Below are 13,842 nucleotides of genomic sequence, written 5' to 3'. Positions count from 1 at the left end.
TATAATATGTCCAGAACGTGTTTAAAAATGAAGCCATCTTGCACGCTCCATTTCCCAGGGGATTTTCCCCGGATAGTTCCTATTAAATTTACATTTCCGGCAATACCGGATCAGGAGGAATTCTTATGATTACAGAATTATTAAAAAAAGCATCGGTTGCCGAGCTGACAAAAGAGAATGCCGTTGCCCTGCTGCAGACGAAAAACGGAAGCAGGGAATTCTACGATTTATTAGCACTAGCAAATGAAATGACCCGTAATGAATATGATAATAAGTCATACATTTTTTCTCAGATTGGATTGAATGCCCAGCCCTGTCCTATGAACTGTAAGTTTTGTTCTATGGCAGAGAGCAATTATGTGATGGATGGCACATTTCTGAAGACTATGGACGATATTGAGGATATCTTAGAAACGGTCCGTCAGTTAATTGCTGCCGGAACCCATGATCTGTTTCTAATGACAACAGCACATTATGACTTTGAAGAATTCCTGAATATTTCCAGGGAAGTAAAAAAAGTATTGCCTGATCATATCCGGTTTGTAGCTAACATCGGTGATTTTGATGAAGATAAAGCAATGCTCCTGAAGGAAACCGGGTTCACGGGTGTCTACCATATCCGGCGTCTGGGGGAAGGCATTGATACGGACATTTTACCGGAACGACGCATACAGACATTGGATGTCATTAAAAAAACAGGTTTGGAACTCTATTACTGTGTAGAACCAATCGGTCCGGAACATACCTATGAAGAAATTGCAGATGAAATGCTCCGTGCCAGAGACTATGGCGTGGAAGCAATGGCTGTTATGCGAAGAACTCCGGTTCCCGGAACGCCGCTGGCTGACAAAGGCCGGATCTCATCCCTTGAACTTGCTAAAATTGCTGCCGTGGCAAGGCTGGTAACCAAACCCTCCCGCTCCATGAATGCTCATGAAGTAACGCCTCTGACCCTGTCAGGGGGAGTTAACCAGCTTTATGCCGAGGTAGGCGCTAATCCCAGAGATCTGGTTCAGGATACGGCTGGCAACCGGGGATACGGAGTACTTGCTGCCAGGGATCTGCTGCTGGATGCAGAATATGAACTATAGCGCACGCCCCACTTTATGACCCGCAGGTGCAGCCGCTTTTAGAGACAAATGAAAAAACGTTCTTCGCAGGTGATGGAACTCACTTGTGCAAAGAACGTTTTTTCAAACTCTTCTGCTATTCTTAAGCATTCAAAGATGTCATAATGGCATCTTTTAACTCTTCTACATTTGCAAGCCCCGCTGGCTTTAACGTAGATTTAATCGATACTTCTCCAAGGATTTCAATCTCTTTCATTTCCTCTAAGATTTTCTTCACCTGTTTGGATGCGGTAGGTGCCCAGGTACCGTTATCCAGAATACCGACTTTACGGTTACGAAGCCCAAGCGCCTTCATATCCAGCAGGAAGGATTCCATGGATGGGTAAATTCCACCGTTATAGGTAGGCGTTGCAACTACGATTACGCTGCAGCGGAATGCCTCTGCAATTAAATGGGATACATGGGTTACGGAAGCGTCATATACCGCAATATTTTTCACGCCTGCGTCCGCCAGTGACATTGCCAGCACATTGGCTGCATTTTCCGTATTGCCGTACATGGAACCATAGATAATTACCACGTTGTTATCTTCCGGCTCATAGCGGCTCCATTTGTCGTATTTGTCTATGAAATATCCAAGATCACTTCTCCATACGGGACCGTGAAGCGGGCAGATCATTTCGATGTCCAGAGTTGCTGCTTTTTTCAGCAGTGCCTGTACCTGCACACCGTATTTTCCTACAATATTGGTATAGTAGCGTCTGGCATCATCCAGCCAGTCCCTGTCAAAATCCATCTCGTCATTGAAGATGTTGCCGTTTAATGCTCCGAAAGTTCCAAATCCGTCTGCGGAGAACAATATTTTTTCTGACTGTTCATAAGCTACCATTACTTCCGGCCAGTGCACCATAGGTGCCATAAAGAACTGCAGGGTATGTACTCCAAGTGAAAGTTCATCTTTTTCTTTGACTTCAATCACTTTTCCTTCCAGATCCATTTCATAGAACTGTTTGATCATTTGTACCGTCTTGGCATTTCCAACCAGTTTCATCTCGGGATATAACCTTACCAGCACTTCAATATTTGCACAGTGGTCCGGTTCCATATGATTAATTACTAAATAATCCAGAGTTCTGCCGGCTAATACATATTGAACATTTTCAATAAACTGACGGCTGATGGAAAAATCCACGGTATCCATCAGTGTTGTTTTTTCATCCATAATTAAATAGGAATTATAAGATACTCCTCTCGGAATTGGGAATAAATTTTCAAATAAGGCAAGTCTTCTGTCGTTTCCGCCTACCCAATAAATGTTGTCCGTTACTTTTCTTGTGCAATGCATAGGTATTACCACGTTCCTTTCCAGCTTCTATATTGTACTTCAATACTTTCCTTTTAGATTGTAACATTTATTAGAATAATTGCAAGAGATAAACACTTTAAATTTCCTTTATCCATGAATTTTATAAAGATTTGTCGAATGAACACTGCTTAAGAGAATACTGATTATACAGCCAGCACAAATTTTTTTCCTTTAACGTCAGCAATATCCAGACGGATTCCATAGAGGGACTGAATTGCATCAGAGTCAATCACCATTTCCGGATTTCCATAAACCGCAATTTTCCCTTTTTTCAAACCGATTACATTGTCGCTGAAGTACATAGCCTGATTGATATCATGAAGCACCATAATAATGGTGATGCCATATTCCCGGTTTAATTTTTTTACCAATTCCAAAATCTCTATCTGGTATCGGATATCCAGATATGTGGTAGGTTCATCCAGAAACAATATCTTTGTATTCTGGGCAAGTGCCATCGCAATCCAGACACGCTGTTTCTGACCTCCGGAAAGCTTTGCTACTTCCCGGTCTTTATATTTTTCAATATTCGTCACTTCCATCGCCCAGGAAATCATTTTTTCGTCGTCTTCATTCTGTCCATGCATCATCCTGGCGTAAGGGGTCCGCCCATAGGATACCAGTTTTTCCACAGTTATATCACTGCTTGAGGAGTTGTACTGATGAACGATGGATACCTTTGTGGCAAAATCTTTTAATTTCATGTTACGGATATTCTTTCCATTCAGATAAATCTTTCCTTTGTCGGGCATCAGATTTTTTGTCATGAGCGAAAATAAGGTCGACTTTCCACACCCGTTTGCACCCATGATTGTTGTGATCTTCCCCATTTCCACTTGAAAAGATATATCATCCAGGATCTTATTTTTCCCATAGGAAAACGACAGGTTTTTAACTTCCATACTTTGAACTCCTCCTTAATAATACAATAAAGAATGGTCCTCCCACCACCGACATAATAATGGATGCGGAAACCTCGTAAGGAGCGGCGACGGTTCTTCCAATGGTATCCGCCAGAAGAAACGTAAATGCTCCAAGCAGCATGGAAAAAGGAAGCAACACCTTATGGTCCGATCCTACCAGAATTCTGCCAATATGGGGAACAATCAGCCCTAAGAATCCAATCACACCTGCCACAGCTGTAGAAATACTGGCGAGCAGTACGGCGACACAGGAGATTACAATACGAACTGTATTGACATTTACCCCAAGTCCTCTTGCTGTCTTATCTTCCAGGGATAACAGGTTGCATTTCCCAGAAAATACCATGGATAAAATCAATCCTGCTGCAACATACCAGACAAGTGTGTGGACATCATCCCAGGTCTTCATGGTAATATTCCCATTCACAATAGCCGCTACACCGGACATATTTCCGCCGTTCATGGAATTAAATGCGCTGGAAAGCCCTGCAAACATGGAATTTACGGCTACACCAACTAAAATAATACGCAGAGGGCTTAGGCCGCCCTTCCAGGAAAGTCCATAGACTAATAAAAAGGCTGTTAATCCACCCAGAAAAGCAAATATCGGAGTGAAGAAAAACCACTGGGGTGCAAATGCCGTTATTAATACTGCCGTAAAGCTGGCACCGCTGGATATGCCTATAATACCAGGGTCTGACAAGGGATTTTTCAGCACCGCCTGAAACAGCACACCGGAGACGGATATGGCAGCCCCTGCAAGCATGGAGATCATAATTCTGGGGAAACGCAGGTCATAAATAGTAGCAACCTGGTCATCAAACGCAACAAACAATCCTTTTAATAATTGTATAAAAGATACTTTCAGGCTTCCTATATTTACTGCTAAAAAGAACAGCGTGATTAAAAGGATGATCATCACCATGAAAGAAACTGTTTTCCGCCCGGTTTTCGATATTTTTCTTTTCCTGCCGGCTTCCTGTCCCACCTGTCCTTTAATTGCTACCATGTGTCTGCTCCTCGTTTTCTGTTTTGTCTTCTGTTTTGTCTTCTGTTATGTTTTCTGTTTTGTCTTCTGTTATTTCTTCTGATAAGTTCTCTGTATCCTTAAGCGCATCCTCTTTTTTGACACTGCTTCCGCTTTCCGGATAGAGAATGGGCTGTAATTCCTCCAAAGCTTCCGGATAATTAAAGGTAGCGCTCATTCCAAATTTATCATAGGATAGATCGTAAACCCTGCCTTCTTTTACGGCACTGAAATGTTTCCAGATGTCATTCGTCTCAAATTCATCGGCAAACATCTTCACGACCTGATCCGGCATGGCATGCGCCGTTCTTAATATAATATCCGGGTCTTTGCTCTTCATATCTTCTGTATTTGCCGTAAGGAATTCCTGATCGCTCCCCTCATATACATTGATTCCACCTGCCAGTTCCACCAGGCTTCCAACGTAGGAATTTTCTGTGGCTACAATATAAGAGCCGGGCAGGCCCATCAATACCAGCACCCGTGGTTTTTCCTGATCTGCATTTTTATCTTTGTAAGAATTATAAAAATCCAGGAATTCATTTACCAGGACCTCTGCCTCTTCCTCACGGTCAAAGAGCTGCCCCAGTTCCTGAATTGACTTATACATTCCTGGAACACTTTTTAAATTCAGAAAAGCATAATCCAGACCCGCTGCTTCGTATTTACTCTGCAGGTCTGACTGCAGGCTGGACGGGCTTAATACCCAATCCGGTTTTATTGACTTTAAAATCTCCATATCCGGAGACATAGGTGTTCCGATTACTTCCACGTCTTTATATCTGTCCGGGAGGGTTGTTAGGCTGCTTTTAGGCACCCCTGCCAGATCCAGATCCAGCTTTTCGCAGATGGCAACGGTTGCCATAGAGGTTGCGGCAATGCAAAGGGAATCCGTAACTTCCGCGGTTTGGGATAAGGTCTTATTACCCTGGGTCTGATCAACGCAGCCGCCCAGGGTCACCATGGTAAAGAGCCCAAGTAAAAGGATTCCGGCTTTTTTTAGTAGTTTGCGCTTAATCATCATCCTCCTCCTTACTGCGTTTGTAGATTACATATAGAATACCACCTGCAGCTGCCATCAATACCACTCCTGTCACAACACCGGCAACGACTGTAACTATGGTTAATTTCACCATCTGTCCCATGTCGCCTGAACTGCTGCCTGCACCCACAGTCCGATCCTCGTTATCCTTGCGTAAAGCTGTTTCTTCTTCACTTTCCTCTTCCGATGCTGCAATTGGTTTTGATGCAGATAACCCAACTGCATCATCCAGTGGATTATCAGATTTGCTATTATCCTGTTTCTCCTCTTTCTTCTTCTGCCCGGTCTGATTTGAAGCTTCGGTTACAGGTGCCGCTGTCGGTGCTGCTGCTGTTTCTTTTTGGGACTCCGTCTGAGGGGCTGTTGTCTGAGGCGTTGTCTGAGGTGTTTCCTGGGAGGACGCTGTCTGGGGCTCAGCCTGGGGTGCCGGCGTCTGGGGCGCTGCTGCCTGAGTCTCTGGAGCCTGGGTCTCTGGGGCCTGGATGTCATTTGTGACTGTGACAGATTGTATGAAGTCCGTATTGTTTCCTTCCGTCAGATCTGTAAAATAATAATAAAAGATTACATATCTTCCCATTGGTTCCACATAAAACGTACTCCTGACTACTGTAGTTTCGGAAGTCAGAAGGATGCGGTAATCGGTACAATAGGTTCCGCCTGCATTTTCCTGCATCACGCTGCCATCCGTACTCATCCAGTTGCTGTCTCCCCATTCCTGCACGGCAAACTGCACATCGGATATCTGGTCCGCCAAAAAATATCTCACATTAGCATAGGTGTTTCCGCTTTCGTCTACCTCCAAAAGAGCCTGGGTATATAATACACTCTCCACCATAGACTGTCCCAGTACCTGGGACGATTCTCCTCCGGAATCTTCAATTTCCCCTGATACCGGATGGCTGTAACTCGGATGGACGACTGCGGTATAGACTCCATTTGCCATTGCTGCCTGTACCGGCATCACAGAACCGGCTGATCCTGCTGCCACTGCAGCTGCTGCTAATACGGCTATCAATCTTTTCAAATACTTTTTCACACTTCTCACCCATTGCCTATTGCAGTCTTATCTGCAATACTGCCACAATTATGCAGGCCGAAAGAATCGCAATGTGGCACCCTTTCTATTTTTAGATTTTTTTTCATTCTGCTCACCTATTCCTTGTTTTCAGTCTTCTGCTAACAGCTAAGGATAAAATCCCAAGTGATGCCATAAACAACATTCCAAAAAGTACGATCTGTGTTGTATCTCCTGTCTTTGCATTTGCTGCTGTTTTTACAGCCGTACCGCCTGTGCTTGGGGTTGTGCCCGCGGATGTTTTCGGGGTATTTACAGTGGGTTTATTTGTATTTGGTGTAATAGATGAAGCTGTCTTCTCACCAATTGCAAACAGCCCGGTCTTATTTGTTTTGAATACATACATCCCGTCTTCCACGCTGCCCGCTAAAAGAGATTTCGTTCCGTCACTGTTCACACGATAAACTCCGGCTTTTGTTCCGGATAAACTGCCCAGTGGAATACTGATCGTTATAAAACCTTCGGGCTGTATTTCGTTCCCGTCCATACTCAGGGTAATTTTGTAAAGTTTAAAATTGCTAAACACGGATGAAAGTGCTGTCTTTGCACTGGTATACTCCTCTCCCTGGGCAATCTCTGTAACCTCTGCTTTGGCACCTTCGGGTATCATTCCTTTTTCGGCTGCTATACGAACCCCATTTACCGTTTTATCAAATGCCGGTGACTGCTCTGCGGGATCATCCGGCTGCAAATCCGGATCGTCATCCGTTGTGCTTTTCAGCGTAGTCCAGTCTAATTTCATCAATACATTCTGCGTACCTGCTCCTGCAGAAATAGCATCCATGATAGGCACAAATACCTGTAAGGGTACTAATCCATTTTCATCGTTCAAAGCCGTCTTTACCAGTTCAAAAGAAACGGTGTCCGGGTATGGGCTTTGCGCATCATTATAGATATCCACAACCACATTGCCATCACTGTCTTTCTGGGTTGTCAGTACGGTTACGTCCTTTAAAGTCCCCTGGGGATTTCCAAGGGAGTCATAGGTGTACCCATCCGCATAGTACTTCAATTTACTTAAATAACCGAAACTGCCATTAATTTTAAGACCTGTAAAATCCAGAGTCAGATTGTACGTTCCATCCTTCACCGTTAATTTAATTGTATGGTTAATGGCATCATTGGACATGGACTTGCTGACCCGGTCTGTCTTAATCATATCCGTATAAACAGAATAGACACCATCTTTTAAATTCTTATAGTCCAGTGTTTCATCCGTGGTTTTCTTTAAACCTCTGATTGCAGCCGTAAGAGCCTCTGTCTGTGCATCTATGGATGTCTGGGGCGCATCATTTGCGTCATAAACTGCCTGTGCTGCTTTCATCACCGTTTTCAGTGCTTTTAGGGTAGATGACGTATATGTATCACTTTGTTCTGCCAGTTTTTCAGCTTCTTCCAGTTTCGCTTTTAACTTGCTCTTATCTGCCGTTTTCTTTTTTTCCAGGTTTGCAATTGCTGAATTCAGAGATTTCACAACTTCATCTGCATCGCTTTGAACCGCCTGGGCATTGTCAGAAATCTTTTTGGCGCCTTCGACTGCGCTTTTCAGGACATTTAAGGACTCTTCGGTATAGACACCGGTTTGCTCCAGATAGCCCTGTGCCTCTTTGATCTTTGCTGTTAGTGCAGTCTTATCAGCCAGTTTTACCAGTGCTGCAACCCCCTGCTCCAGAATTGTAACCTGACCGTCAATTTCTGCCTGGGATGCATCTTCTTTCCCGAAAACGGTTTCCGCTGTTTCAATTATTTTCTTTAAAGATGCCAGGGATGCAGCCGTATATTCTTTCGTCTTAGACAAATACGCGTTCGCTTCTGCAAGTTTTGCCTCCAGAGCACTTTTATCAGTGATTAAAATTTTTCCGGTAATTATTTCTGCTGCACACTGCAGTGCGTCTGTCTGGGCATTTACCTGATCCTGGGATGCATTCATATTGGCAGCCAGTTCTGCCGAAGCTGCAATGGATGCCTGCAGAGCTGCATATACCTCATCGGAAGCCGTTCCCTGGGCAACGTTTTTCGCCCGGTTAATCATTGCATTTAGTATGGATTTATCTGAATCCAATCCGGAAACCTGCTCCATGTTTCCATAATCCAGCTGTAGTCTTGCAAACTGTTTTCCAGCTCCTGCTGAGATGCCTTCCATGATTGGCACATATACCTGAACCCAGATCTCACTGTCGCCCAGTGTCACGGGCATGGTCATGGATTTAGGATAAAGCTTTCCTTTCATCAACGCGTCAATTCCATTTACCGGATTATTATAAGTATCGTATACCCCTTCATAATAAGCTGTCACCGTTGGGGAAAAAACTTCCGTACCTGCAGGCGGATAGCCTTCCTGGTCATAGGTAAGGTAATAAAACTGTCCCAGATAGCCGGTGCCAAGGGCAATGGACAAGGATACAAAATCAAGAGTTAACGTCCCCTTTCCGTCTATTACCGTTAAGTGAGATGGTTTTTTCAGAGCCGCATTTCCCATAGAATCCTGCCTGTTATTTGCATGTTTTAAAACAGAAGGAATGGTATAAATGCCATCCAGAATTTTTCCTTCTACCGTTTTTTCTGTCAGCGCTGCTATAGACGCCCAGACTGCAGATGTATAAATGTCTGCCGTCTCCTGATTAAGCGCGGCATCATTTACCGTTAATTCTGCTGCTGTCACTATTTTTTTGAGAGCATCATAACTCTTATCGGTATAATTTCCCTTAGCTATCCCGGCTGCCTGTGCAATTGCTTCATTTAAAGCCGACGGGTCGGTTTGGGATTCCTGGCCTTTTAACTCTGCTTCTGACAAATTCTGGCTGAAACCTTCCGAACCTTCTGCTTTGGATAAACCTCCTGATTTGGCCTGTGTTGTCTGATCCTGGCTTTCTTCATATGTATTTAAGGTCTCAATCACCATGTCCAATGTTTCCATTTGTGTTCTTGCTTCTTCATCTGAAGCTTGCGGATCATCCGCAACTGCATGGGCTCCGTCAATATATGGCTGCAGCCATGTCTGGATATCACCTTCAAATTCCTGCAATAAGGCTTGCGTATAAGCCAATTTTCCCTGAAGTTGTTGAAGACTTCCCTTTTCCCCGGCCATGGCCTCATATGGACAGGAAGTAACGATCACTAATAGTGCCAAAAGTAGTGCAATGGCTCTTTTTATCATACCTTTCATGTTTCACTCTCCTATTTTTATAATCTCTGTATCAGAACGTGTCTTAATCACTTATGCCTGGGTGCAATAATGATTCAGACACGCCCTGTCGTTAGTCTCGGCTAACCTCTTTTCTCTATTATAATGATAAATTAAATATGATCAAGGAAAGAAAAAGTTGCTCCCATGCAACCTGACTTTATGTAAAATCCTTACCACAGCGCATTTAATAAAGGAAATACCGGGTTGCACCTGCGCAACTATGATAAATCTTATCATTTCGGTATCCTTTACAGCACCAGTGCCATAGTAAATATTGCTACACTTTCGGGCATATACATACTGCCTGAAGAACATTTCATTTTCAGAGGAGCACTTCCAAGCAAGACCCCTTCTCCTTTATTGTAGGTAAATTTCATACAGGAAGTAGGAAAGCTCCAGATATTGTTATTACGTACTGCTGCCTGAAATTGATGGTTCATCAGATATGCCACCTCATCTACCTGTCCGGACATCATTCCTTTTCCCGTAGGAAGCGGGCGAACCAGCCGTTTTGACTTCAGATATACGTATCCCACACCATCTTTCACACGTAGAATGCCAGGGTGGCAGAAGCCTTCATTTGCCATGGATACCTGGAGATGTTCTTTGGAATTATCTTTATAAATCGTATAAGCAATAGAATATTCCCCGTCAGCCAGAAGATAGTCAATACACTTTTCACAGAATCCATCCACATCGCAGAGGGCACATCTGTTAGCGGCGCTTGCCAGTTTTTCGATCAGCAGCTCCCTGGTCTGGTCAGCAGTGCATAGCAAAAGATGAATCGCCTGATCTTCTGCCTCTTGAAAAGACATTCCGCCTTCACTGATAAACCAGTTCTGGAGGATCTCTTTTTCATGATCAATTCTTTTGACCTGTTTTTCTCCATAAGGCGTAAATTTTAACTCTTTTTCATACAGTATTTTCTCATTTGCAAAACTGTCTGCCGCACGGCTTACCGTTGACTTGGAAATATGCAGTTTTTTTGCAATATTTGCCGCACTTAATTCGTTTTTCTCCATTTTCAAAATATTTAACAGAATTTTCACACGTACCGGTGTCAGCTCTGTTCTCATACGCTCACTCCTCCCGAAAAGGGGATGCCGCATATCTTATGCCGCATCCCTGTTAAAATTAAAATCTGTTGGAATTACTTCACTTTTATTGTAACTGTTTTTTTCAGTCCATTACACCGGACCGTAATCTTCGCAGTTCCTTTTTTCTTCGCCTTTACAACACCTTTACTGGTTACAGCTGCTACTTTTTTCTTATTGGATGTATAGGTGATTTTTCCACTTGGCACTACCTTTGCCACGATTTTAACTTTTTCGCCCTTCTTTAATTCTATAGAAGATGACTTAATTTGAAGCTTCTGCTTTTTAACTGTGATAGTGCAAGTCTTCGTAATGCCGTTTGCGGTAGCTTTTATTTTAACTGTCCCGGTCTTTTTCGCCGTTACTTTTCCGTTCTTTACCACTGCAATCTTTTTATCGGCGGATTTCCAGGTCACTTTGCTGCTCGCACCTGTTACGCCTGCCTTCAGGGTTATTGTCTTATTTCCATTGATATAAAGGGTTGCTTTGGATCTGCTTAATTTTAAAGCCGGTGCTTTTACGGTTACCGTACAAGTCTTGCTGATGCCATTAGCTGTGGCGGTAATCACTGCAGTACCTGCTTTTTTTGCTGTCAGTTTTCCGTTTAAGACTTCCACAACAGCCGGATTACTGGATTTCCATGTCACTGCCTGACTACTTCCTGTCACAGTCGCTTTTAATGTAGCGGTAGTGCTGCCCTTGGTATAGAGAGTGATATTGCTCTTGTCCAATGCCAGAGTTGCTGCGGGCACAGGGCTTTCCTTTACTAGTCCGTTCACCGCATTTTGCAGTTCCTGAAGTGCCTGATCCACATCCGCCTGCTTGCTGTTCTTATTGCCTGCAACCGCCTGAGCTTTGGCAATGGCATTCTGTAAAGCATCAAAGCTGCTCTTTGTATAAATTCCATTGTTATTGTTGATTGCTCTGGCACTGTTAATCTTTGCGTTTAAAGCAGAAAAATCTACTGCCGGCTCTTCCTCTTTAACTGGGGTAAGCTTTGTCCAGTCTAATCTTAAACGGGCATTTTGTGTACCTGATCCAGATTGTATACCTTCCATAATCGGTATGTACATCTGAATTTCCATTTCATTTAGATTTATGTCAACCGGAAATGACAGACTGCTTGGATATGCCTTTCCTTTCATCTGGGGATCTGTTCCATTTTCCTTATCGTTAAAACTGTCATAGACATCAAAGGTGGACAGCACTTCTGCATCTACAGTTCCATCTGCAGTTACTTTTTTCATCCACCCGAGGTAACCTTTTAACCCCTGTAAATCAACAGGCAGCAATGTCAGTTTTAAGATTCCTTTTCCATCTTTCACAGTTAGATCTGCAGTCTTTATAACCGCATCATTTCCCATGGAAGGCTGTTCAGCTAATGCATGCCATACGCTGACCGGAATAGTGTAATTTCCATCTGCCACTGACGCTTTTTTTACCAGTGCGTTTACCGCTGCCATCAGTGCATCCGACTGATCAGATACTTCCTGCTGCATTGCAATGGGGCTTTCAGCTACAGCTTTCGCTGCCTGAAGGGCTGTCTGCAGATTTTGAAAACTTTCGTCCGTATATTCAGACGCTGTATATTCAGATGCTGACTGTATCTGTGCATTCAGGCTGCTCTTATCCACATTTTGGACTTTTGCATTTTCCAGATCCAGATATAATCTCGCCGGCTGCACTCTTCCGCTGTCCAGTTTGATATCTGTCAGTATCGTATTTTTTGCAAGAACCAGTTCGACCTGGGAAATGTTCCCTTCACTGTCTCTGGCTGTCACATCTGCATCCACATATACATCTCCACTTAAATACTGCAGCCCCTGCATGTATGAAGTTATGACCTGCGATCCCATCTCTACCGATAAAGCCTGGGCATCCAGATAAACTTTCATCTGTCCGTTTTCAGATAAAATTCTGCAGGACTTTACAATTCCATTGGACATGGACAATTCATCTTCTGTTGACTTCCAGAACTGTGCCGTAACTTTGTAAAGACCATCATTAAGCAAATACTCCTTATCTGCCGTCTTCACCAGTGCGGCTATTGCTGACGCAAGAGTTTGTGAAGCGTTATTTATCTCATCCTGGAATGGAGCAGGATCTGCTGCCGTCTTAACGGCTGCTGCCAATGCTTCTGTAAAAACTGTGTAACTTTCTGGTGTATATGCTGCTTCCTCATAATCAGATGCTTTTTGAATCTGGTCATTTAACGCTGATTTGTCGATATCCTGCAATACTGCATTTTCCAGATCCAGATATAATCTTGCCCCCTGTGTCCCCATCATACCGCTGTCCAGCATAATATCAGTAAGTCCTGTATTCTCAGGAAGTACCAGTTTTACCTGAGCGATATTTCCGTCCTGGTCGCGTGCGGTTACCTCGGCATCTGTATACTCTGATGCTGAGGAGTTTTCCTCATTGCCGGACTTATACTGCAGACCCTGCATATATGCACTGATCTCATTCCCTCCCATACTGACTGTTAATTTCTGTACGTCCAGGTACACTTGCATTTCGCCGTCCCCTGATATGAATCTGGCACTTTTTATAATTCCATTGGACATGGAAACTTCATCTTTATCCGTCTTCCAAAACTGGGCGCTTACCTGAAATAACTCTTCTTGCAGGTTATACGCTGCTTCCTGCTGATATTGTGACACGATCAAATCTGCTGTATCCTGCTCAGCCGCAAACGCCTCTGCCGAAAAAGAGCTCATGGTCATCATTGCTGCCATCAACACTGACAGACCTTTTGCTTTTGTCGTTCTTTTCATCTTACTGATTCCTCCTGGTTTCTTTCTGTATGTATTTAATTAGCCATAGCTAACTTTGACTCCAACAGTATATAGCCAGCTGGAATATTTTGCAATCCTTATTTTGTTGCTGCTGTGCAACTGTTTTTCCAAATGATATCCATTTTTGCCTTTATTTACAAGGCGTTTCGTAGTTGCTCCAACGCAACTTGTGATATATTTTCTCATTATAAGCACTTAATAGCCTTGTGATAATTTCAGCATGTGATTAATAATTGCTTTTATCACTCCATTTGCAAAAA

Annotated in this window: 9 protein-coding genes; 1 reads left to right on the top strand and 8 read right to left on the bottom strand. The window is 43.4% G+C overall.

The window, feature by feature from the left end; translation table 11 throughout:
• The first annotated feature begins 125 nt into the window (after nucleotides 1–125).
• Nucleotides 126–1,091, top strand: a complete 966-nt coding sequence (locus CD03_RS0112640; RefSeq protein WP_044289338.1) for a radical SAM protein — start codon at nucleotides 126–128, stop codon at nucleotides 1,089–1,091.
• 121 nt (nucleotides 1,092–1,212) lie between these two features.
• Here the strand turns inward: CD03_RS0112640 and CD03_RS0112635 are convergent, their stop codons facing one another.
• The 8 genes from CD03_RS0112635 to CD03_RS36030 form a co-directional block, all read right to left on the bottom strand.
• Nucleotides 1,213–2,415 carry an FprA family A-type flavoprotein gene (locus CD03_RS0112635; protein WP_027293956.1) on the bottom strand — a complete coding sequence of 401 codons (1,203 nt, stop codon included), beginning with the start codon at nucleotides 2,413–2,415 and terminating at the stop codon, nucleotides 1,213–1,215.
• Nucleotides 2,416–2,579: 164 nt separating this feature from the next.
• Nucleotides 2,580–3,338: an ABC transporter ATP-binding protein gene (locus CD03_RS0112630; protein WP_027293955.1), complete on the bottom strand. Its 759-nt coding sequence runs from the start codon at nucleotides 3,336–3,338 to the stop codon at nucleotides 2,580–2,582.
• Entirely contained in the window at nucleotides 3,328–4,284 is a 957-nt protein-coding gene (locus CD03_RS0112625; protein WP_377139008.1) for a FecCD family ABC transporter permease, read from the bottom strand. Before CD03_RS0112625 ends, CD03_RS0112630 begins: the two co-directional genes overlap by 11 nt.
• A gap of 70 nt (nucleotides 4,285–4,354) precedes the next feature.
• Entirely contained in the window at nucleotides 4,355–5,410 is a 1,056-nt protein-coding gene (gene isdE, locus CD03_RS33375; protein WP_044289336.1) for a heme ABC transporter substrate-binding protein IsdE, read from the bottom strand.
• Nucleotides 5,400–6,464 (bottom strand): heme-binding Shp domain-containing protein, encoded by a 1,065-nt coding sequence (locus CD03_RS36040; RefSeq protein WP_052377781.1) that lies wholly within the window; start codon nucleotides 6,462–6,464, stop codon nucleotides 5,400–5,402. Before CD03_RS36040 ends, isdE begins: the two co-directional genes overlap by 11 nt.
• A 112-nt stretch (nucleotides 6,465–6,576) precedes the next feature.
• The gene (locus CD03_RS36035) at nucleotides 6,577–9,669 is read right to left on the bottom strand and encodes an NEAT domain-containing protein (RefSeq protein ID WP_027293953.1); all 3,093 of its coding nucleotides are present in this window, start codon (nucleotides 9,667–9,669) and stop codon (nucleotides 6,577–6,579) included.
• Nucleotides 9,670–9,938: 269 nt separating this feature from the next.
• A complete protein-coding gene (locus CD03_RS0112605; RefSeq protein WP_027293952.1) occupies nucleotides 9,939–10,766 on the bottom strand; it encodes an HTH domain-containing protein in 828 nt (275 codons plus the stop codon).
• 74 nt (nucleotides 10,767–10,840) lie between these two features.
• The gene (locus CD03_RS36030) at nucleotides 10,841–13,561 is read right to left on the bottom strand and encodes an Ig-like domain-containing protein (RefSeq protein ID WP_027293951.1); all 2,721 of its coding nucleotides are present in this window, start codon (nucleotides 13,559–13,561) and stop codon (nucleotides 10,841–10,843) included.
• Between the last annotated feature and the right edge of the window lie 281 nt (nucleotides 13,562–13,842).

The organism is Robinsoniella sp. KNHs210 (genome assembly GCF_000686105.1).
Taxonomy (GTDB): Bacteria; Bacillota; Clostridia; order Lachnospirales; family Lachnospiraceae; genus Robinsoniella; species Robinsoniella peoriensis.
This window is presented reverse-complemented; position numbering and strand designations above follow the sequence as displayed.

What these genes read in the sequence shown, in the direction of transcription:
- CD03_RS0112640 (WP_044289338.1), top strand. Translation starts at nt 126, where the DNA reads ATGATTACAGAATTATTAAAAAAAGCATCGGTTGCCGAGCTGACAAAA.
- CD03_RS0112635 (WP_027293956.1), bottom strand. Translation starts at nt 2,415, where the DNA reads ATGCATTGCACAAGAAAAGTAACGGACAACATTTATTGGGTAGGCGGA.
- CD03_RS0112630 (WP_027293955.1), bottom strand. Translation starts at nt 3,338, where the DNA reads ATGGAAGTTAAAAACCTGTCGTTTTCCTATGGGAAAAATAAGATCCTG.
- CD03_RS0112625 (WP_377139008.1), bottom strand. Translation starts at nt 4,284, where the DNA reads ATGGTGATGATCATCCTTTTAATCACGCTGTTCTTTTTAGCAGTAAAT.
- isdE (WP_044289336.1), bottom strand. Translation starts at nt 5,410, where the DNA reads ATGATGATTAAGCGCAAACTACTAAAAAAAGCCGGAATCCTTTTACTT.
- CD03_RS36035 (WP_027293953.1), bottom strand. Translation starts at nt 9,669, where the DNA reads ATGAAAGGTATGATAAAAAGAGCCATTGCACTACTTTTGGCACTATTA.
- CD03_RS0112605 (WP_027293952.1), bottom strand. Translation starts at nt 10,766, where the DNA reads ATGAGAACAGAGCTGACACCGGTACGTGTGAAAATTCTGTTAAATATT.
- CD03_RS36030 (WP_027293951.1), bottom strand. Translation starts at nt 13,561, where the DNA reads ATGAAAAGAACGACAAAAGCAAAAGGTCTGTCAGTGTTGATGGCAGCA.